This is a genomic window from Hydrogenophaga pseudoflava (assembly GCF_031020795.1).
Lineage (GTDB): Bacteria > Pseudomonadota > Gammaproteobacteria > Burkholderiales > Burkholderiaceae_C > Hydrogenophaga > Hydrogenophaga pseudoflava_A.
Window position 1 is genome coordinate 144,759 of the sequence record NZ_JAVHJP010000004.1, and the last position, 20,605, is coordinate 165,363.

At 67.0% G+C, this 20,605-nt stretch carries 22 protein-coding genes; 11 read left to right on the top strand and 11 right to left on the bottom strand.

Features of this window, described 5'->3' with window-relative positions; translation table 11 throughout:
• Positions 1-120 precede the first annotated feature (120 nt).
• On the top strand, positions 121-681 hold the full coding sequence (locus tag RCO38_RS14210) for a DUF3299 domain-containing protein (protein ID WP_308328994.1): 561 nt from the start codon (positions 121-123) through the stop codon (positions 679-681).
• On the opposite strand, the gene RCO38_RS14215 is transcribed toward RCO38_RS14210, so the two are convergent.
• Positions 674-1,531, bottom strand: a complete 858-nt coding sequence (locus tag RCO38_RS14215; RefSeq protein ID WP_308328995.1) for a hypothetical protein — start codon at positions 1,529-1,531, stop codon at positions 674-676. The genes RCO38_RS14210 and RCO38_RS14215 overlap by 8 nt on opposite strands.
• Entirely contained in the window at positions 1,528-1,980 is a 453-nt protein-coding gene (locus RCO38_RS14220) for an ABA4-like family protein (protein WP_308328996.1), read from the bottom strand. The genes RCO38_RS14215 and RCO38_RS14220 overlap by 4 nt, the downstream gene beginning before the upstream one ends.
• 101 nt (positions 1,981-2,081) lie before the next feature.
• Between RCO38_RS14220 and RCO38_RS14225 the strand changes: the two genes are divergently transcribed.
• Positions 2,082-2,699: a TetR/AcrR family transcriptional regulator gene (locus tag RCO38_RS14225; protein WP_308328997.1), complete on the top strand. Its 618-nt coding sequence runs from the start codon at positions 2,082-2,084 to the stop codon at positions 2,697-2,699.
• A gap of 24 nt (positions 2,700-2,723) precedes the next feature.
• On the top strand, positions 2,724-3,680 hold the full coding sequence (locus tag RCO38_RS14230) for an AEC family transporter (protein ID WP_308328998.1): 957 nt from the start codon (positions 2,724-2,726) through the stop codon (positions 3,678-3,680).
• Here RCO38_RS14230 and RCO38_RS14235 read toward each other — a convergent pair whose 3' ends face one another.
• Together RCO38_RS14235 and RCO38_RS14240 are read right to left on the bottom strand one after the other, a co-directional pair.
• A complete protein-coding gene (locus RCO38_RS14235; protein WP_308328999.1) occupies positions 3,681-4,136 on the bottom strand; it encodes a hypothetical protein in 456 nt (151 codons plus the stop codon).
• A complete protein-coding gene (locus tag RCO38_RS14240; RefSeq protein WP_308329000.1) occupies positions 4,133-4,663 on the bottom strand; it encodes a GNAT family N-acetyltransferase in 531 nt (176 codons plus the stop codon). The genes RCO38_RS14235 and RCO38_RS14240 overlap by 4 nt, the downstream gene beginning before the upstream one ends.
• Before the next feature lie 161 nt (positions 4,664-4,824).
• On the opposite strand from RCO38_RS14240, the gene rpsP reads away from it, so the two are divergent.
• From rpsP to RCO38_RS14270, 6 genes are all read left to right on the top strand, one after another.
• Positions 4,825-5,079, top strand: coding sequence for a 30S ribosomal protein S16 (rpsP, locus tag RCO38_RS14245; RefSeq protein WP_308329001.1), 255 nt, complete (start codon positions 4,825-4,827; stop codon positions 5,077-5,079).
• A gap of 19 nt (positions 5,080-5,098) precedes the next feature.
• The gene (rimM, locus tag RCO38_RS14250; protein ID WP_308329383.1) at positions 5,099-5,692 is read left to right on the top strand and encodes a ribosome maturation factor RimM; all 594 of its coding nucleotides are present in this window, start codon (positions 5,099-5,101) and stop codon (positions 5,690-5,692) included.
• Positions 5,693-5,704: 12 nt separating this feature from the next.
• Positions 5,705-6,481, top strand: coding sequence for a tRNA (guanosine(37)-N1)-methyltransferase TrmD (gene trmD / locus RCO38_RS14255; protein ID WP_308329002.1), 777 nt, complete (start codon positions 5,705-5,707; stop codon positions 6,479-6,481).
• Between the two features lie 112 nt (positions 6,482-6,593).
• Positions 6,594-6,950 (top strand): 50S ribosomal protein L19, encoded by a 357-nt coding sequence (rplS, locus tag RCO38_RS14260; protein ID WP_066254627.1) that lies wholly within the window; start codon positions 6,594-6,596, stop codon positions 6,948-6,950.
• A gap of 65 nt (positions 6,951-7,015) precedes the next feature.
• The gene (locus tag RCO38_RS14265; RefSeq protein WP_308329004.1) at positions 7,016-7,714 is read left to right on the top strand and encodes a CoA pyrophosphatase; all 699 of its coding nucleotides are present in this window, start codon (positions 7,016-7,018) and stop codon (positions 7,712-7,714) included.
• A gap of 38 nt (positions 7,715-7,752) precedes the next feature.
• Positions 7,753-8,682 (top strand): CobD/CbiB family protein, encoded by a 930-nt coding sequence (locus tag RCO38_RS14270; RefSeq protein WP_308329005.1) that lies wholly within the window; start codon positions 7,753-7,755, stop codon positions 8,680-8,682.
• A gap of 5 nt (positions 8,683-8,687) precedes the next feature.
• On the opposite strand, the gene rsgA is transcribed toward RCO38_RS14270, so the two are convergent.
• A complete protein-coding gene (gene rsgA, locus RCO38_RS14275) occupies positions 8,688-9,671 on the bottom strand; it encodes a ribosome small subunit-dependent GTPase A (protein WP_308329006.1) in 984 nt (327 codons plus the stop codon).
• Positions 9,668-10,936 (bottom strand): M48 family metallopeptidase, encoded by a 1,269-nt coding sequence (locus RCO38_RS14280; protein WP_308329007.1) that lies wholly within the window; start codon positions 10,934-10,936, stop codon positions 9,668-9,670. Before RCO38_RS14280 ends, rsgA begins: the two co-directional genes overlap by 4 nt.
• Positions 10,937-11,008: 72 nt before the next feature.
• Here RCO38_RS14280 and orn point away from each other — a divergent pair, with 72 nt between their 5' ends.
• Entirely contained in the window at positions 11,009-11,617 is a 609-nt protein-coding gene (gene orn / locus RCO38_RS14285; protein ID WP_308329008.1) for an oligoribonuclease, read from the top strand.
• A 71-nt stretch (positions 11,618-11,688) separates the two neighbouring features.
• Here the strand turns inward: orn and RCO38_RS14290 are convergent, their stop codons facing one another.
• Both RCO38_RS14290 and RCO38_RS14295 read right to left on the bottom strand, forming a co-directional pair.
• Entirely contained in the window at positions 11,689-12,699 is a 1,011-nt protein-coding gene (locus tag RCO38_RS14290; RefSeq protein WP_308329009.1) for an inorganic phosphate transporter, read from the bottom strand.
• A 16-nt stretch (positions 12,700-12,715) separates the two neighbouring features.
• Positions 12,716-13,363, bottom strand: a complete 648-nt coding sequence (locus RCO38_RS14295; protein WP_308329010.1) for a DUF47 domain-containing protein — start codon at positions 13,361-13,363, stop codon at positions 12,716-12,718.
• A 440-nt stretch (positions 13,364-13,803) separates the two neighbouring features.
• Between RCO38_RS14295 and RCO38_RS14300 the strand changes: the two genes are divergently transcribed.
• Positions 13,804-15,525, top strand: a complete 1,722-nt coding sequence (locus RCO38_RS14300; protein ID WP_308329011.1) for a DEAD/DEAH box helicase — start codon at positions 13,804-13,806, stop codon at positions 15,523-15,525.
• Between the two features lie 6 nt (positions 15,526-15,531).
• Here the strand turns inward: RCO38_RS14300 and RCO38_RS14305 are convergent, their stop codons facing one another.
• From RCO38_RS14305 to RCO38_RS14315, 3 genes are all read right to left on the bottom strand, one after another.
• On the bottom strand, positions 15,532-17,418 hold the full coding sequence (locus tag RCO38_RS14305) for an acyltransferase family protein (protein ID WP_308329012.1): 1,887 nt from the start codon (positions 17,416-17,418) through the stop codon (positions 15,532-15,534).
• A gap of 85 nt (positions 17,419-17,503) precedes the next feature.
• Positions 17,504-18,643, bottom strand: a complete 1,140-nt coding sequence (locus RCO38_RS14310; protein ID WP_308329013.1) for an SAF domain-containing protein — start codon at positions 18,641-18,643, stop codon at positions 17,504-17,506.
• 31 nt (positions 18,644-18,674) lie between these two features.
• On the bottom strand, positions 18,675-20,600 hold the full coding sequence (locus RCO38_RS14315) for a polysaccharide biosynthesis protein (protein WP_308329014.1): 1,926 nt from the start codon (positions 20,598-20,600) through the stop codon (positions 18,675-18,677).
• Between the last annotated feature and the right edge of the window lie 5 nt (positions 20,601-20,605).

Consider the following 20,605-nt stretch of genomic DNA (forward strand, 5'->3'; position numbering starts at 1 on the left):
CCGCGTGGGCTGGAGCAACCCCCGCGCCGCGCTTCGCGCGTCACCCCCTCAAGGGGGCAACGCCTGCGGCCTGGCGAAGCCAGTTCCGCGGCGTTCTCGACTGAAGTCCTTGCTCTCGATATGAATCCACTTTTCCGTTGCGCGCTCTCCTCGCTGGCTTGTGTTTCCGGGCTGGCGTGGGCTCAGCTGACCTCGCCCATCGGTACGCCGGCTGCGACGGGCAGCGGTGCCTCGGCGCCCGCGCCCGCCGTGCCACCCCATGTGCAGGGGCAAGGGCCGGGGGTGCACAGCCCGCTGTCGCCGTTTGCGCCGCTCAAGCCGCGCGAGGACGTGGTGCCGTGGTCGGTGCTCACCGACATCAGGACCGAGGTGAAGAACAAGCGCATCACGCCGGTCTATACGCAGGCCGTGCAGGCGCTGAACCAGAAGACGCAGAAGGTGCAGGGCTTCATGCTGCCGCTGGGGCCGGGCGAGCAGCAGCGCCACTTCCTGCTGGCCTCGGTGCCGCCGACCTGCTCGTTCTGCACGCCGGGCGGCCCGGAAAGCATGATCGAGATCCGCACGCGCGAGCCGGTGAAGTACAGCCTCAACGCGGTGGTGGTCGAGGGCAAGTTCCACGTGCTGCAGAACGACCCCTACGGCCTGTACTACCGCATGACCGAAGCGGTCGGCGTCAAGTAGCCGGCGTGTAGGCCATGGGCGGTGGGGTGAACACCGCGCCGTCCAGACCCGTCGCCATCGCGCCCATCCACAACGCCGCGTAAAGCGCGACGAACAGCCACAGCCCCGCACGGCCGCGGCCCGCGGCCGCCAGCAGCGCACCCACGAAGGGGATGAACTGCTGGGCGTGCATGCCGACAAAGTGCGCCGGCCGCAGGTCACCGCCGCCCAGGTGCCAGCCCACCACCGGCAGCCCCGCGCCCGACGGCGGCTGCACCGAGCCGAGCAAGCCGCCGGCACCGGCGCCCAGCACGAAGGTCAGCACCAGCCCCAGCACCACGGAGGCCCGCCACACCGGCGACAGATCGGTGCGGCCGTGGTGCGCGATGCGCCAGGCCAGCACCGGCTGCGTGGCCGTCATTGCCAGCGCGCCCAGCCCCATGAGCGTGTACATCACCTGGTGGAACGGGCTGCTGAAGTTGAAGTGCGAGGCCTGCCCCAGCGCCGCCTGCAGCGTGATGTAGACGACCTCGAACAGGCCGGCGCCCAGGGCCACCGCGACCAGCGCACGCACGCTGGCGTGGCGCCGCTGAGCCTCGGGCAGCAGGCCGATGAACCAGGCGGTGCTCAGCCAGAACAGACCGATCGAAGCCATGAACTTCAGCGGCTTCACCCAGACATTGACGTCGCGCACGGTGCGCTCGTCCAGGCCGAGCGCCACCATCGCCGGCAGCATGGCGGCCCAGATCAGCAGGGCTGCAATGGAGAGGGTGCGCTGGCGCTCGAGGGCTTCGCGCAACAGTGCCGACGGTGCGAAGGAATGCGCACGGTCGGGTGCGATGGCAAGGGCGAGGGCAGAGGCGGGTTTCACGGGGCGACTCCGGTGGAGGTGGAGGGAATGGCGGCACGGCGGGCACTGCGGACCAGGGCAAAGGCCAGCAGGCCCAGCGGTCCGAACAGGAAGCACAGCACCAGCAGCGGGACGAGCAGGGCGTGCGGCCAGCCCAGGCGCGCGGCCTCGGCGGCGATCCAGCTGCCGACGAACAGGTCGAACGCCAGGTAGTGCACCCAGCCGGCGACCAGCACGCCGGGCACATCGAACAGCGCCCGCACCTCGGCCGGACTGCCGAAGCCGCCTTCGCCGCGCCAGTGGGCCAGCAGCATCAGGGCGTAGACGGCGGACAGCAGCAACGGCACCGCGCGGCCAGAGAGCCAGCGCACCCGAGCGCTCCAGGGGGCCCGCGCGGGCGACGCAGTCAGGGCGATCCAGGCCAGCAGCGCCAGCCCGTTGCAAAGTGAAAACACGGCATCTGGGGACATCGGGCACTCCTGGACAGGGCGTGGTGGAATGAACTAGACAGTGTCTGGTGCGGCATCCTATGGATTCGACTTGACACTGTCAAGTGGTGCACACTCGGGCCATGTCGCCCCGTTCCACCGACCCTGCACAGCCCGACCTGAAACAGCGCATCCTCGACGCCGCCGAGCACCTGCTCGAGGCCGAGGGGCTGGCGGCGCTGTCCATGCGCGAAGTCGCGCGCCGCAGCGGCGTGACCCATCAGGCGCCGTACCACCACTTCGCCGACCGCGAGGCCATCCTGGCCGAACTGGTGATGCGCGGTTTCACCGAGCTCACCGCCCGGCTGGCGCAGGTCAACGATCAGATATCCACAGTGGGCCGGCTGGAGGCGGGCATCGCCTCAGGGCTGGCCTACGTCGGCTACGCGATCGATCACCCGGGTGTGTTCCGGGTGATGTTCCGGCCGGAGCTCTGTGACGTCAGCCGCTTTCCCGAGGCCCAGAAGTCGGGCGCCTCGGCCTATGCGCAGCTGGAGCGCCTGGTGTCGGAAATCCACGGCGCCGGGCAGGTGGCGCCGCTCGCCATGGTCTATTGGTCGCAGGTGCATGGCCTGGCCTGCCTGGTCATCGACGGGCCGGTGGGCGTGCAGTTGCCCGGCGCCGCCGAACGACGGGCGTTTGCCCGCTCGGTACTCGAGCCCTTTGCGCGCCAGATGCTGGCCCCGGCCGGGCAGGGTTGACGGGGCGCGGGTAGCATCGCCCGGGTGAACCTCGCCAGCCACCCCGTCGTCGCCTCCCTCACCCCCGTCTTCCTGCTGATCGCCCTGGGCTATTTCGCCGGGAGAAGAGACTGGATCCGCGAATCCGCGGTGCGGGACCTCTCCAACCTGGTTTTCCTGCTGCTGATCCCCGCGCTGCTGTTCCGCACCATGAGCGGCGTGCACGTCGAGGCGCTGGACCTGCGGCCGCTCGCTGCGTATTTCCCGGCCGCGTTGCTGCTGCTCATCGTGTCCATCGCCTGGCGGGGCTTCAACCGGACGAGCGTGGTGATGGCCCTGGGCGGGGTGTTCTCCAACATGGTGATGATCGGCATCACCCTGGTCGAGCTGGCCTACGGCAAGGATGCGCTGGTGACGCTGCTGACCCTGGTGTCGGTGCACGCGCTGATCCTGCTCACCGTCGGCTCCGTGGTGCTGGAGCTGGTGGTGGCGCGCGAGGCGCGTGAGGGCGGCGAGCGCGCGCCCCATGTGCTGGAGACCGCCTGGTCGGCCTTCAAGGGCGCGCTGATCCACCCGATTCCGCTGCCCATCATCAGTGGCCTGCTGTTCGCCCAGACGGGCTGGAGCTTGCCGGCGGTGGTCGACAAGCCGCTGCAGCTGCTGGGCAGCGCTTTCGGCCCGCTGGCCCTGGTGCTGGTGGGTGTGACGCTGGCGCGCACGCCGCTGGGCGGCCACCTGAAGCCGGCGCTCTGGATCACGGCGTCCAAGAACCTGCTGCTGCCGCTGTTGGTCGGGGTGTCGGCCTGGGCCTGGGGCATCACCGGACTGCCGCTCACGGTCATGGTGGTCGCTGCGGCGCTGCCCATGGGCGCCAACGTCTTCCTGTTCGCGCAGCGCTACGAGGTCGCCGAGGGACTCACGACCGCCGCCATGGGGCTGTCGACGGTGCTGGCTCTGTTCACCCTCACCATCGTGATGCTGGTGATGTCCTGGGTGAGCTGATCACTGACTGATCTTGCGCGCTTCCTCGACCTGGTATTCGAAGTAGCGCTGGATGCCGAAGGCCAGACTGCCCATGAAGGCGATGGTGCCGACCAGCAGGCTCAGGACCAGCGCGCCGATGGTCAGCCAGTTGGTGGCGCCGGCGCTGTCCTCGGCGGGCTGCTGCGGGTTGAACCAGCCGTTCCAGCGCGGGCGGTCGCTGAGCGCGTACACGATGCCCGCCAGGCAACTGGTGGCGATGCTCATCCCCAGAAAAGGAATCAGCAGCCACGACAGCACGTCGTCCTGCCCCAGGCTGCGCACCCGCTCGACGCCCCACCACCCCAGCGCGGAAGCGATGGGGTGCAGCCAGCCGATCCAGTCGCCCAGGCCGCGCAGGTAGAAACGGTGCAGGCCCATATGGCCACCCAGGACGGCCAGCCACACGGTCAGGGTCTTGTTCTTGGGGCGGCTCATGCCGCGGCCTCGGGCGGGGTGCGGTCGCCCTCGCCGATGGCGCGCTGCATCATCACGATGTCGAGCCAGCGACCGAACTTCCAGCCGCAGGCCTGGACGATGCCCACCTGTTCGAAGCCCAGTGCCTTGTGCACACCGATGGAGCCGGCGTTGCCCGAGTCACCGATCACCGCCATCACCTTGCGGATGCCGCCGCGCTCCAGCGTGGCCAGGAGCTCGGCCAGCAGCGCGCGGCCCAGGCCCTTGCCGGCGGCCTCGGGCGCGAGGTAGATGGAGTCTTCGACCGAAAAGCGGTACGCCGGCCGCGGTTTGAACCAGTTGCCATAGGCATAGCCCAGCACCTCGCCCGCCTCCTCGACCACCAGCCAGGGTAGGCCCTTGGACAGCACGTCGGCCCGGCGCGCGGTCATCTCTTCCAGGGTGGGCGGGGTGGTCTCGAAGGTGCCCGTGCCGTGCAGCACATGGTGGGCGTAGATGCGGGTGATGGCGGGCAGGTCGTGCTCGGTGCTGGGGCGGATCAGGGGCATGGGAGAGCGAAAAAGGAGGGCTTGGGTTTCAGAGCCAGCCGGCTATAATGGCAGGCTTTGCAGCGTTTCGCTGGCCGGGTGGTCAGTCGTGTGTCTCAAGCGCTGCGAGAAAACACCGTCACGCGTTGTGCCGGTGTTCACCACCACCCGAAGGATAAATCATGGTCGTCATTCGACTCTCCCGCGGCGGCGCCAAGGCCCGTCCGTTCTACAACATCGTGGTCGCCGACAAGCGCAACCGCCGCGACGGCCGCTTCATCGAGCGCATTGGCTTCTACAACCCCCTGGCCAAGGGCGGCGAAGAGCCCCTGCGCATCGCCCAGGACCGCCTGACCTACTGGACCGGCGTGGGCGCCGAAACGTCCGACACCGTGGCCCGCCTGGTCAAGCAAGCCGCCGCCAAGGCCGCTGCCTGATCGCCCTGCGTCCGCAGTGATCCCCCCGAACGGCCCGTTCGAAGCGTCGCCCCTGCCGGCAGACGCGGTTGAACTGGGCCGTTTTCTTGACGCCTGGGGCGTCAAGGGTTGGGTCCATATCCAGCCCCACAGTGCCGACACGCGCGCGCTGTTCGAATCCCCGGATTGGTTCTTGTTGCCGCCCGAAGCCCGCTTCGCCCGCGGCTTTTCGGCCTTCCCCGGCCCGGTGCGTGTGCGCGTGGCCGAGATCAAGGTGCATTCCGATGGCATCGTCGCCCGCCTCGAGGGCGTGGCCGACCGCAACGGCGCCGAAGCCCTCAAGGGCGCGCGCATCCATGTGCCCCGCAGCGCTTTTCCAGCCGCTGCCGACGGCGAGTACTACTGGGTCGATCTGATCGGCCTGGACGTGTTCAACCGCGAAGGCGTGCACCTCGGTGTGGTGCGCGACCTCATGCCCACCGGTCCGACCTCGGTGCTGGTGCTCGAATACACCGAGACGGCCGACGGCGTGGACAGGACCGCCGAACGCATGGTGCCTTTCGTGGGGGCCTACATCGACGACGTCGATCTGGCGGCGCGCCGTATCACCGCCGACTGGCAGCCCGATTACTGACCGGAGCGCGCCATGCGCTTTGACGTCGTCACGCTGTTTCCCGAACTCTTCGAACCGTTTTTCACCAGCGGCATCAACCGCCGGGCGTTCGAATCGAAGCAGGTCGACGTGCGCCTGTGGAATCCGCGCGACTTTGCCGAAGGCAATTACCGCCGCGTGGACGACCGTCCCTTCGGCGGTGGACCGGGCATGGTCATGATGGCCGAACCGCTCTGGCGCTGCCTGCAGGCCATCCGGACCGACCGTGCCGAATCCGAGGAAGCGCGGGCGCCGGTGGTGCTGTTCTCGCCCATCGGGCAGCGACTGGACCACGCCGTGGTGGTGGGTTGGTCAGAAAGCAGCGGTGCGGTGCTGGTCTGCGGTCGCTACGAGGGCATCGACCAGCGCTTCATCGACGCCTGCGTGGACCGTCAGATCAGCCTCGGGGACTTCGTGCTCTCGGGTGGCGAGATCGCGGCCGTGGCCCTATTGGACGCGGTGGCGCGCCTGATGCCCGGCGTGCTGGGCGACGAGGGCAGCCACCAGCAGGACAGCTTCAATCCGGCGCTGGACGGCCTGCTCGACAGCCCGCACCACACCCGGCCCGAAGTCTGGAACGGTCCGGACGGCCCTGTGGCCGTGCCTGAGGTGCTCATGGGCGGGCACCATGAGCGCATCGCGCGTTACCGCCGGGAGCAGAGCCTGGCCCTCACCGCCCGTCAGCGGCCGGACCTGCTGGCGCAGGCCCGGGAGGCGGGGCGGCTCACGTCTGCAGACGAAGCTTTCCTGCGCTCCATGAAAAAGCTATAATCCAAGGCTTTTCGATCCTCTGGCCGGCCGTTGTGACCGGTGACCGCTTCCAACGCGGTCAGGGAATTGCAGCCTCTTGTGTAGCGCGGCCATGATCGTTGAACAGGAAACCATGAACCTCATCCAGACCCTCGAGCAGGAAGAAATTGCTCGCCTTGGCAAGACCATCCCGGCGTTTGCCCCCGGCGACACCGTGATCGTCAACGTGAACGTGATCGAAGGCACCCGCAAGCGCGTGCAGGCCTACGAAGGCGTGGTGGTGGCCCGTCGCAACCGCGGCCTGAACTCCAGTTTCATCGTGCGCAAGATCTCCAACGGCGAAGGCGTGGAGCGCACCTTCCCGCTGTACAGCCCGCTGATCGCCTCGATCGAGGTCAAGCGCCGCGGTGACGTGCGCCGTGCCAAGCTGTACTACCTGCGCCAGCGCAGCGGCAAGTCGGCCCGCATCAAGGAAAAGCTGGGCGCCTGACCGCCTGCCTCCGAAAAAGCCGCTCGCCCGAGCGGCTTTTTTTTGCCTGTTTCATACTCGCCGACATGTCATCCACCGCCCCTTCGCGCCATCCACCGGCGTTTGATCCCCGCCAGGTGCCCGTGCTCCCTGGTGCCGGCGCAGAGGTGCTGGAAGCCGTGCCCGCCGGGCGCCTCACCGCCGAAGGGCTGCGCGAGCGGTTCGCACGCTCGCCGGTCTGGACCCCGGAGCTGGTGCGGGAGCGGCGTTTCACCGACCGGGCGCCGGCTCCCGCGGCTGTGCTGATTCCGCTCGTGGTGCGGGATCGCCTGGGGCTGTTGTTGACGCAGCGCACCGCCCATCTGTCCACCCACTCCGGGCAGATTGCGTTTCCCGGCGGCAAGGTCGATGCAGAGGACCGCGATGCCACAGCGGCGGCCTTGCGGGAAGCCCGTGAGGAAATCGGCCTGGAACCTGGGCATGTCGAGGTGCTGGGCAGCCTGCCGGAGTACGTGACCGGCACCCAGTTCCACATCACGCCCGTGGTGGCACTGGTGCGTCCCGGCTTCACGCTCCTGCCCAACCCGGGCGAAGTGGACGATGTGTTCGAGGTTCCGCTGGATTTCCTTATGGACCCGGCCAATCACCGCCGCCATGGCTTCGAGTGGAACGGCGAAATGCGCGAGTGGTACTCGATGCCCTACCAGGAGGGGGCGATTGAGCGCTTCATCTGGGGGGCCACCGCCGGGATGCTGCGCAACCTGTATCGTTTCCTCACCGCCTGAGGCGCCGGGTCCCGCGGGGCGCTCGCTATCATCGGACCATGATCTTTTTTGCCATCCTGCTGGCTTTCCTGATCGAACAGGCTCGTCCACTGTCGATCGACAACCCTGTGTTTGCTGGCCTGCGGAGCTGGGCTCGTCTGGTGCGGCGCAACCTGGACACTGGCCAGGCGGTGCACGGATGGCTGGCCTGGGGCTTGGCCGCCATGGTGCCGGCCTTGCTGGCGGCCCTGGTGTACTGGGGGCTCTGGCGGTTCAGCAACGTGCTGTCGTTTGTCTGGCTGGTGCTGGTGCTCTACGTGACTCTGGGCTTTCGCCAGTTCAGCCACCACTTCACCGACATTCGACAGGCGCTGGAGGTGGGCGACGACATGCTCGCCCGCGAGAAGCTGGCGCAGTGGCTGCATGTGGAAACCAGCAGCCTTCCCCGGGCCGAGGTGCTGCGGCAGGTGATCGAACAGTCGGTGCTGGCGGCGCACCGCCACGTTTTCGGTGTGCTGGCGGCGTTCGTTGTGTGCTGGCTGCTGGGGCTGGGGCCGGCGGGGGCGGTGTTCTACCGGATGGCCGAGTACCTCTCGCGCAACTGGCGGGCGCGCGCCGACGGTACGCCCAGCCAAGCCATCCAGCAGGCCGCAGCGAGGGGATGGCAATGGGTCGATCACGTGCCCGCCCGTGCCACTGCATTGGGGTTTGCCGTGGTAGGCAACTTCGAGGAGGCCGTGGCGAGCTGGCGGGGTGAATCCGAACAGTTCGGCACAGGCAGCGACGGGGTGGTCCTCGCCGCCACCTCCGGCGCCATCAATGTGCGCCTGAACGCCCGCGAAGGAAAGCCGGAAGAGACCGAAGGAGGGACGACCCGGCCCGAACCACAGCTTGCCCATCTGGCCAGCGCGGTGGGCCTGGTGTGGCGCAGCGTGGTGCTCTGGATGCTTTTGCTGGCACTGTTGACGCTGGCCCGTCTGCTCGGCTGAGCTGGTCAGTAGCTCCGCTTGGCGGAGAGCTCGGCAAACAGGTTTTCGTAGATGCGGTAGCGCGTGGGAGCAATGGTGTCGTCCCCAGAGGCCTCGCTCTGCACCTTGGCGCGCACTCCGCAGCCGGGTTCGTGCAGGTGGGTGCAGTTGTAGAACCTGCATGCGCCGAGCGCGGCGCGCAGATCGGGCATGAGGCTGGCCAACCGGGTCGCCTCGATGTGGTTCAGGCCGAATTCCTGGAAGCCGGGGGAATCGATGAGTGCGGTGGTGCGTTCGGCGTCCACCCAGTACCAGGTGGTGCTGGTGGTCGTGTGTTTGCCGGAGTTCAGAGCGCGCGAGATCTCCCCGGTCTGGGCCAGGGCCTGAGGCACCAGGCGGTTGACCAGGGTGCTCTTGCCGACGCCCGACGGGCCCAGCACCAGGGTGGTCTTGCCCTCCAGTCGCTGCAGAAGCGCGGCCAGTCCGGATGAGGCCTCGCCGTCGCCCTTGAGCTGCAGCGGCAGCACAGTCAGGCCCATGGTGCGGTACGGCGCCAGACGTTCCCACGCGCGCTGGAACAGAGTGCTCAGATCGGCCTTGTTGAGCACGACCAGTGGCGCGATGCCTTCGGCCTCGGCCGCCACGAGTGCACGGGCCAGCTGACTCTCGGAAAACTCCGGTTCGGCCGCCAGCAGCACCAGTACCTGGTCGAGGTTGGCAGCGAACGACTTGGTGCGCTGCTCGTCCTGGCGGTAGAAGAGGTTGAGCCGCGGCTCCACCCGCTCGATGCTGCCTTCGTCGCCCGTGGGCATCCAGCGGACCCGGTCACCCACCACAGCCTGGCTCTTCTTTCCGCGCGGGTGGCAGATGCGGCGTTGGCCGTCCGGGCTTTCAACCAGGCAGTGCCGGCCGTAGGCGGCGACCACCAGCCCGACGTCCAGTGAGCCCTCGGATTCGGGTGCCCGACCTGCGGCATCCGCGCGCGAACGGGAGTGGGGGGAGTGGTTCATGCGGTCGCACCCCGCAGCCGCGCGATGCGCTCGCTGGCAGGCGGGTGCGAGTAGTAGAAACGCGCGAACACCGGATCCGGCGTGAGGGTGCTGGCGTTGTCCTTGTAGAGCTTGAGCAGGGCACTGGCCAGGTCGTGGCCATCGGTGTGCGCGCAGGCGTAGGCGTCTGCCTCGAACTCGTGGCGGCGTGAGAGCTGCGCCAGCAGCGGCGAGAGGAAGTAGGTGAACAGCGGCACCACCATCAGGAACAGCAGCAGCGCCAGCGCGTCGTTGGGTGCTTCCAGCGACGGCACCACACCCAGTCCGGTGTAGAACCAGGCTTGGCGCGACACCCAGCCCAGCACCGCGAAGCCGACCAGACTGAGCGCGAACATCAGCACGGTGCGCTGCAGGATGTGGCGCCGCTTGTAGTGACCCAGTTCGTGAGCCAGCACAGCGTCGATTTCGGGCGGCGCGAGTTGCTTGAGAAGGGTGTCGAAGAACACCACGCGCTTGGCGGCACCAAAGCCGGTGAAGTAGGCATTGGCGTGGGCGCTGCGTTTGCTGCCATCCATCACGAACAGGCCCTTGGCCGCGAAGCCGCAGCGCTTCATGAGGTCGTTCACGCGGGTCTTCAGGGTTTCATCCTGCAGCGGTTCGAACTTGTTGAACAGCGGCGCGATCAGCGTCGGGTAGAGCACCAGCAGCAGCAGGTTGAACGCCATCCAGGCACCCCAGGCCCAGAGCCACCAGGCTGGGCCGGCCGCACCCATGAGCCACAGCACCAGTGTCGCAATGGGCAGCCCGACCAGCCCGCCGACCACGGCACCCTTGAGCAGATCGCCGAGCCAAAGCCCCAGGCTCATCTTGTTGAAGCCGAAGCGCTCCTCAAGCCGGAACGTGGACCACCAGCCCAGCGGCAGGGTCAGCACCGCACCGATGAGGGCGAACGCGCCCAGCAGCGCCAACTGCTGCCACATGCCGGGTCCCATCCACGACAGCAGCCACTGGTTAAGCGCATGCAATCCACCCAGCAGCGTCCAGCCCAGCAGGAGGGCGGCTTCGATGGCCGATTCGAGCATGCCGAAGCGGGCCTTGGCCACGGTGTAGTCGGCGGCCTTGCGATGGGCCTCCAGTCCGATCGTGGCGGCGAACGGCTCGGGAACGCGGTCGCGGTGGCGGACCACATGACGGATCTGACGGCTGGCCAGCACGGTGCGGACGATCAGTCCGCCCACGAGAAGGGCACAGAAGAGGTAGGTGAAGGCGAGGGCGCTGCTGTCCATGGCGAGAGTCTATCGAAGAGGTTCCGCTGCCCGGCGGGCAGGGACAAGTCCGGCATGGGTGAAAATCGGCGCATGACCCAAGCCCACACCGAAGCGGTCTCCGTGCCCGCCACCGACACCCCACCTGCCATTCTTGCCAAGAGCGACCAGAACTTGGTCTGGCTCGACTGTGAAATGAGCGGGCTCGACCCCGAAAAAGAGCGCCTGCTGGAAATCGCGGTGGTGATCACCGGCCCCAACCTGGAGCCCCGGGTGGAAGGCCCGGTGCTGGTCATCCACCAGAGCGACGCCGTCCTCAACGGGATGGACGCCTGGAACAAGGGCACGCACGGCAGGAGCGGCCTGATCGACAAGGTCAAGGCGAGCGCCATCGACGAAGAGCAGGCGCAGGCCGAGCTTCTGGCCTTCATCGGCCAATACGTGCCGAAAAATGGCTCGCCGATGTGCGGCAACAGCATCGGTCAGGACCGGCGTTTTCTGGTCAAGTACATGCCCAGGCTGGAGGCCTTCTTCCACTACCGCAACTTGGACGTGAGCACGATCAAGGAACTGGCCAAGCGCTGGAAGCCCGCGGTCTGCGACGGCTTCAAGAAGCACCAGAAGCACACGGCGCTGGCCGATGTGCACGAATCCATCGACGAACTGGCCCATTACCGCGAGCACTTCCTGCGGCTGGACTGAGCATTCGACACAGACAACATAAAAGGGCCTGAGGCCCTTTTTTGTTGTCTGAAAGAAGCGGTCGAACAGGCTCAGAACACCGTGAGGCTGACCCAATAGGCCACCGCCGCGACGAAGGCCGAGGCCGGAATGGTCAGCACCCAGGCCCAGACGATGTTGCCCGCCACCCCCCAGCGCACAGCACTGGCGCGCTGCACCGAACCGACGCCCACGATGGCGCCGGTGATGGTGTGGGTGGTCGACACGGGGATGCCCAGTGCCGTCGCCAGGAAGAGGGTCATCGCCCCACCGGTTTCGGCGCAGAAGCCGCCCACCGGCTTGAGCTTGGTGATCTTCTGGCCCATGGTGCGGACGATGCGCCAGCCGCCGAACATGGTGCCCAGACCAATGGCCGCGTAGCAGGAGACGATGGTCCAGGTCGGGGGCGCCTTGTCGGCCGAAGAGGCATAGCCGGTGGCAATCAGCAGCATCCAGATGATGCCGATGGTTTTCTGTGCGTCGTTGCCGCCATGGCCCAGGCTGTACGCGCCCGCCGAGACCAGCTGCAGCCGCCTGAACCAGCCGTCGACCTTGAGCGGCCGCGTGCGGCGGAACACCCACGCCACCAGGACCACCATCAGCGAGCCCAGGATGAAGCCCAGCAGCGGCGAGACAAAGATGAAGGCCACCGTGCGCAGCACACCGGTCGCAATCAGCGCACCCGCACCGGCCTTGGCGATCACGGCACCGACGATGCCGCCGATCAGGGCGTGCGAGGAGCTGCTGGGGATGCCGTAGTACCAGGTGATCAGGTTCCAGGTGATGGCCCCGGTGAGCGCACCGAAGACCACGTGCGGGTCGATCACGGAGGGATCGGCAATGCCTTTGCCGACGGTGGCCGCCACGCTGAGCTTGAAGATGAAGATGGCAACGAAGTTGAAGAAGGCGGCGAACACCACCGCCTGCCCGGGCTTGAGCACGCCGGTGGAGACGATGGTCGCAATCGAGTTGGCGGCATCATGAAACCCGTTCATGAAGTCGAAAATCAACGCCAGCGCCACCAGCATGACCACGACCCAGAGGGCCGCCTGAACGGTCGTCATGGCAGGACCCTTCCGATCAGGAGTTTTCGAGGACGATGCCCTCGATCAGGTTGGCGACGTCCTCGCACTTGTCGGTGATGGTCTCCAGAAGCTCGTAGATGGCCTTGAGCTTGATCACCTCGCGCACTTCCGGTTCCTCTCGGAACAGCTTGCTCATGGCCGAACGCATCACGCGGTCGGCGTCCGATTCGAGGCGGTCGATCTCTTCGCAGGTCTTGACCGCGGCTTCAGCGGTCTTGGGGTCGTTGACGTCCTTGAGCAGGCTGATAGCGTGCTTGAGCCGCTCGCAGCACTTGACGCCCAGATCGGTCAGCCGCGAGATTTCGTCGGTCATGTGCCGCACGTCGTACAGCGCCATGGTTTCCGCCGAGTCCTGGATCAGGTCGGCCACGTCGTCCATGGTGTTGATCAGTGAATGGATCTGCTCGCGGTCGATCGGCGTGATGAAGGTGGTGTGCAGGAGACGGTTGACCTCGTGGGTGATGCGGTCGGCCGAGCGCTCGGCGTGGTCCACCTCCTGGTTGTACTTGTCTCTGAGCAGCGGGTCGCTGTAGTGGGCCACCAGCTGCGAGAACGCGTGCGAGGCCTTGACGATCTGTTCGGCGTGCTGGTTGAACAGCTCAAAAAAATTGCCCTCTTTGGGCAACAGCTTGCCAAAAAACATGGCGTCTCCGGTGGTGGAATGTGAAAGAAATATGACGCTCAGGCGTCGAATCGGTGGATTTTAGCCGCCGGCACTTCTTGCCAACGGGCGCGCGTGGGGCTCGCACCGCACCGGTGCGTTTTGAAAACTTGGGGAAAACCCCGATTCGTGTCATAATCTCTGGCTGCCCTTCCACAGGAGGGGCGGATTTGTGCATCTGCCTCACACAAGAGGCCTCCCGAATGCCCGCCGGCATCGTCAAACGACGCCAAGGCCGGACACGGACGAGGCCACTCGCTGAGCTCGCCGGAGACCCTTCGGCCTGTCCCCGCGCGGTACCGTTTGTGGTTGATGTTTTGTAACCACGAACGGACCAGACGCGAGCGGGTCCCGGCCAGCAGCCGGCGCTTCCCCATGCAGCTGTTCTGTTCAATGACGCCCGTTGTGGCGCCAGGACGAACATGAGCGACGCTTTTGAAGATCGCGGCGAATTCACGCCCGAAATTTCCTCCAACGAACTGCCGGCCGACGCGCCCGTGGCCACTGAACCCAATGCCTTCGAGGCACTGGGTCTGGCCCCGGAACTCGTGCGTGCGGTGGCCGACCTGGGTTATACCCAACCCACTCAGGTCCAGTCGATGGTCATTCCCAAGGCCATCCGGCAGGAGCACCAGGCCGACGAGCGTTATGCCGACCTGATGGTTTCCAGCCAGACAGGCAGCGGCAAGACCGCGGCTTTCCTTCTGCCGGTGCTGCACACCCTGCTCAAACAGCAGGAAGCGCAGGCCGAGGCCGAGCGGCTGGCCTTCGAGAAAGAAACCGCCGAGGCGCTGGCCGCCGGCAAACCCGCGCCCAAGCGGGCCAAGCGCAAGGACCCCACCAACCCTCGCAACTTCAAGGCCGCCACACCCGGCGCGCTGGTGCTCTGCCCGACGCGCGAACTTGCGCAGCAGGTGGCGCACGATGCCATCGACCTGGTGCGGCACTGCCGTGGTCTGCGCATCGCCAACGTGGTGGGCGGCATGCCGTACCAGTTGCAGATCGCCCGGCTGCAGAACGCCGATCTCGTGGTGGCCACGCCGGGCCGTCTGCTGGACCTGCAGCGATCGCAGCAGCTCAAGCTGGATCAGGTGCAGTTCCTGGTGGTCGACGAGGCCGACCGCATGCTGGATCTGGGCTTCTCGGACGACCTGGCCGAAGTCAACCAACTCACCAGCCAGCGTGACCAGACCATGATGTTCTCTGCCACCTTCGCGCCGCGCATCCAGCAGCTGGCCTTGCGCGTCATGCACGAGGGCGGCAAGCATGTGCAGAAGGTGCAGATCGATACCCCGCAGGAAAAGCACGCCAACATCAAGCAGGTGCTGTTCTGGGCCGACAATGCCGAGCACAAGCGCAAGCTGCTGGACCACTGGCTGCGCGACGCCTCGATCAACCAGGCCGTGGTGTTCTGCAGCACGCAGGTGGAATGTGATGGCCTGGCCACCGACCTCCAGCAGACCGGTTTCCATGCCGTCGCCCTGCACGGTGCCCTGAGCCAGGGTCTGCGCAACCGGCGCCTGATGGCCCTGCGCAATGGCCAGGTCCAGATCCTCGTGGCCACCGACGTCGCCGCGCGCGGCATCGACGTGCCGACGATCACGCACGTGTTCAACTTCGGCCTGCCGATGAAGGCCGAGGACTACACGCACCGCATCGGCCGCACCGGCCGTGCCGGGCGCGATGGTCTGGCGGTGACCTTTGCCGAGTTCCGCGACCGCCGCAAGATCGGTGACATCGAGGCCTACACCCGTCAGCGCATCGCCGTGGAGGTGGTGCCTGGTCTGGAGCCGCGCCAGCGTCCGCCTCAGCCCGAGTTCAACAGCGGCCGCGGTCGTCCCGGTGGCCGCCCGGGCAGCGACCGTTTCCAGCGTCCCTCCGGTGATCGTTTCGGAGGTGATCGTTTCGGCGATCGTCGCCCGGCACCGCGCGGTCCGCGCGTCGAAGGGCGCTTTGATGCGCCTCGCTTCGAAGGCCGGGACGGCGCGCCGCGCGGTGATGTGCGTTTCGACAGCCGTCCGGACCAGCGCCGCGATCAAGCGCCGGCGCGTGGGTTCGGCAAGCCTCAAGGCGGTTCTGGCAACTGGGGTCGCAGCGATGCGGGCACTTCGCGTCCCTCGGGCCCCCGCCGCCAGCCGCGCTGACCGCGGTCAACGTGTTCCGCTGAGGATCCGCGGCACCAGCTGCTCGATATAGTAGGCCGCGGCACCTGTCGACAGGTGCCCGTAGTCGTAAGAGAGCGGCTGCGTCGCGTCTTCGGACAGTCGGGTGAGGCAACCACCCGCATCGCAGAAGTAGTCCATCCCCGAGATGAACCCGATGCCCATCTGGCGGGCACGGTCTCGCATGATGTCTGTCGCCCGGCGCACGTCCGGGTCGAGAAACTCCTCTCCCAGCCGCAGCGGCGGGTGGGCCTGCACGGGTCCCTTTTTCCATTCCTCGAGCAGGATCTGCGGCAGGTGCTTCTTCCAGTAGGGCACCGCGCCCAGGAGGACGATGCGCGGCACGCCGGCCTGTCTGATCTGCTCCACGGTGGCTTCCAGATTACGCAGGTCGTAGCGCTTGTTGTGCCACCACGCGTAGAGGATCACCACGTCGGGCCGGATGTCCCGGATGGCCTGGATGTTGGCCTCGTTCAAGCTTCTGCACAGTGGCCGCGGCTCGATGCCCAGCACCGGAGGGCAGATGGCGGCGGTGCGCTCCGCCAGGCCGAACTCGTGGTGTCCCGACTCCTTCAAGGCCTTGAAGCCCGGGTAGAGCGAGCCTGCGTGCGAATCCCCCCACAGGAAGACCAGAGGACGTTTCTGTTCGATGCAGAAGGGCTTGTAGTGGGACGGCGGCAGACGGTAGTCCAGCATGCAGTCCTTGTCGCGCCAGCCCTGTATGACGGCCGAGCGTCCCCCCGTGGTCTGCAGATGGCGCACCAGTTCGGGCACGCGCTGTTCGAGTCCTTCGTGGCGCTGAACACCCCAGCCGGCTGTCGCCACCAGGCCCAGGGCCAAACCGAGGGTCGCGGTGGACGCTGCGCCGTTCAGGAGCCCGGAGCGGAACAGCCTTTCGACGAATCGCCAGGTTGTCCAGGCCAGCACCAAGGCCAGTGCCATCGACGCCATGGCCTGCCCGCCGCCTGGATCATGCGCGCTCTTGAGCTGCGCGAACCACAGCAGCGGCCAGTGCCACAGGTACAGCGGGTAGGCGATGAGGCCCACCCATCCCAGGGGCCCGCTCGACAACACACGCCGGTTGAGCCAGGCTCGGGGGCCGGCCGCGATCAGCAGCGCGGTGCCGAGGGTAGGCAGAAGGCCCCACCATCCCCGGACTGCGTGCTCCGGCGTGAGCGGCAGCAGCGCCAGGATCAGCAGCGCCGCACCGCACCAGGCGAGCGCGTTCGGGCGCTCGTTGCGCTTGCTTTCCGGCACCGTGGCCACCAGGGCGCCTGTCAGCAGCACCCAGAGCCAGGACGCAGGGTGCTGGAAAGACACCGCGGTCGGGTGCTGAGCGAGATGCAGATGGAGCAGGAATGACAGCAGCAGCACGCCAGCGGTCCAGCCCATGGCGTTCAGGCGCCAGCGGTGCATGGCCCACAGGGCCAGGGGCCAGAGCAGGCAGAACGGCACACCGACGGCCAGTGGCCAGAGGTGCTGAAATGGCTTGCTGGCCGACCCGGCCTCCGAGGGGGCTGCCTCGCCCAGCCACACGGCGTTGGTGAAGAACGTGCTGACTGCCTGCACCTCCTGTCCCAGCCGGCGGTAGTCGGCCGGCGGCAACAGGAACCAGCCGGCCACCACCGCCGCGGCCAGCACCAGCACGAGCGCAGGGAAGAGGCGTCGGATGCCTTGCGCCCAGAAGGCGGCCATGCTGAATTCCTGCGTCCGCAATCCGGACAGCACAGCCGATCCGACCAGGTAGCCGGCGATGACAAGCAAGGCCTCTACACCGGCAGCGCCGCCCTGGAACTGGACGGGGAACGCATGGTGGAGCACCACGCCCACCACCGCCATCAGGCCGTGGAGGTCGGGGCGGGCGGTGTCGGACATGGGCAGGCCGGGGTGCGCCGGATGACCGGGGTCGTGCAGACCGCTGGATCGGCACCTGGGCCTCAGGGACCCGGGTGCCGGCTGCTCACGCGTACAGCTGGCGGGCGATGGTGTGCGCCAGGGAGTCGGGCAGTTCGACGTCGTCGAACATCAGCATCTGGCCGGCGCTGACGGCCCGTGTGAGCACGGCGTTCTGGATCATGCCGATGGGGACATGGCCCTTGACGTCCGCGATGCGGGCGGCCTCGCCGCGCACCTGGAACCCGCCGATGGCGCGGTCGATGCGCGTGCCCGCCGGCATGTCGTGTTTGGCAATGCCCACGATGGAGATCGTCGGGTTGCTGGAGTTGTTCAGCAGCACGCCGCCGCCATGGAGCACACGCCGCACGGTCTTGATGATCTCGTACTGGCACAGGTGGAAGGGGCGGACCAGCACGTAGTAGGGGCCGTCCCCCAGCTTGAGGTAGTTCAGCGCCTTCCACTCCGACTTGTCGTGCGTGCCGACCACGAAGACACCGGCGTTGCCCGGGGCCAGCACGTAGTCCGAGATGGCCTGTCCACGCTCGGCCGCGCCGCGCGCCAGCTCGATGGCCGCCTTGGTGACGTCGGTGGCCTTCGGACCTTCCATGCCCTGGCGCGTGATCGTGCCGCCAAAGCCGTTGGCCACCAGGGCCTGCTCGATCTGGATCTTGGTGCCGTCGGTGAACGAGGTGGTCTGCTCGACGCTGATGCCCTGCTTGCCGGCCCAGTACGCCATTTCTTCGGGCGTCGGGTGGTGGTTGAGGAAGCCCTTCATGTTGCCGTACACGAGAGGCTTGAAACCCATCATCACGGCTTCTTCGCGCAGGGCCGCGATGGAGCCGGGCTGGTCGCCTTCGGCTTCGGTCAGCAGGCCCTTGTCGGCAAAATAGGAGCCGGTGGTGACATGGAACTCGGAGTTCATCGTCACTACCGGTTTGCCGGCTTTCAGCGCGACGTCGATGATGCGCGTGGCGTGCAGCACGTCACCGCTGCACTCGACGATCAGGTCTGATTTGTCCAGCAACTCCTGCTCGGAATGCGTGAAGCGGTCGTTGCAGGGAAATCCTTCGACGCTGGCGGCCGGGCGCCGGGTGAACACGGCGCTCAGGCTCAGGTCGGTGGCGTGGTTGTGCAGCAACCGGGCAAAGCCGCTGGCGATGAAGCCGGTTCCAACCAGGCCGATGCGTTTCTGGGGGCTGTTCATGGCGTGTGATGACAAAGGTTGGTGAGGCCGCTCAGACGCTGTAGCGCAGGCGGCTGTCGGTTTCCAGTCCCGGCTCCTGCGGCGCATAGCCGGACACCAGCTCGGTGAGGATGTCTTTGGTGCCTTCGACGTCGCGCTGTTCCAGCAGGGACTCGAGCCGCTGGAGTTTCTCCAGCAGGACAGGCCATGCGAGGAACTCTTCGTGGGCCTTCATGATGCGGGGGTGGGAGGTCGGGCGCGGGTTGTTGCCGATCAGCAGTTCTTCGAACAGTTTCTCGCCCGGGCGCAGGCCGGTGATTTCGATCTCGATGTCGCCTTCGGGGTTGTTCTCGTCGCGCACGCAGAGGCCGGAGAGTTCGATCATCCGGGTCGCCAGATCCATGATCTTGACCGGGTCGCCCATGTCCAGCACGAACACGTCTCCGCCCTTGGCCATGGCACCCGCCTGGATAACGAGCTGGGCAGCCTCCGGGATGGTCATGAAGTAGCGCGTGATGTCCGGGTGGGTCAGCGTGATGGGGCCGCCGTCGCGGATCTGGCGCCGGAACTTGGGGACCACCGAACCGGACGAGCCCAGCACGTTGCCGAAGCGCACCATCGAGAAGCGCGTTTTCGGAGCGGTGGCCGCCAGCGCCTGCAGCGCCATTTCCGCCAGCCGCTTGGAGGCACCCATGATGTTGGTGGGGCGCACCGCCTTGTCGGTGCTGATGAGCACGAAGTCGCTCACACCGTGTTCCGCGGCCGCACGCGCAGCGGTGAGGGTTCCCAGCGTGTTGTTGCGGATGCCTTCGATCGGGTTGTGCTCCACCAGCGGCACGTGCTTGTAGGCAGCCGCGTGGTAGACGGTGTCCGGTTTCCAGTCGGCGAAGATCTCGTTGAGCCGCTGGGCGTCCCGCACGGACGCCAGCACCGGCACCAGCAGGGTGGCGTTGTCTTCGATTTTCTCCTGCAGTTCCTGCTGGATCTCGTACAGCGCGAATTCGCTCTGCTCGATCAGCACCAGCGTGCTCGGATTGACCGACAGGATCTGGCGACACAGTTCGCTGCCGATGGACCCTCCGGCTCCGGTCACCAGCACCACCTTGTTGGTGATGTTCCGGCCGAGCAGGATGTGGTTGGGGGCGACGGGTTCGCGACCGAGCAGGTCGTCGATGTCCAGTTCCCGCAGGTCGGAGGTGCTGACCATGCCCTGAGCCAGCTCGCTGACCGCGGGCAGGGTGCGCACCTGGACATGGGCCCGCAGCATCTGCGCGATCATTTCGTTGCGCCGGTGGCGGCTGACCGAGGGGATGGCGAGCAGCACGGTACTGACCTGCAGCGAGGTGACCAGCGCCGGCAGGTCGGCGGGACTGTAAATCGACAGGCCGTTGAGCACATGGCCATGCAGCCGGTCGTCGTCGTCGAGGAAGCCCACCACCCGCATTTCATGGCTGTTGGCCATGGCCGCCGCCAGCTGGCGGCCGGCATTGCCGGCGCCGTAGATCAGCACACGCGGCAGGGCCACCATTCGCAGCTGATGGCGATAGAGACCGCCCAGCCAGAAACGGGCCAGCATGCGCGAGGCGCCCACCGTGAGCAACAGCAGCATGGGCTGGATCAGGCCCACGGTGCGGGGCACGCCGTCCACGCCATAGGCGGTGAACACCGTGGCGAACAGCAGACCGTAGACGGCGGTCGCTTTCAGGATGGTCTGCAGTGCGGACAGTCCGGTGTAGCGGAAGATGGCCCGGTAGAAACCATTGACCACGAAGATGGGCAGTGCCAGCAGCAGCGACACGCCCACGGCCCACATGGGCTGCCAGTAGCTGTCGCCGGACAGTTTGACCCACTCGCCCAGACGCAGGTAGTACGACAGCCAGACCGTCAGCACGCACAGCGCGGCGTCCACGGACAGCACCACCACGCGCTTGGCAGGGCGGGGCATGGCCAGAATGGGCTGTGCGAATCGGTTCAGCATCTTGT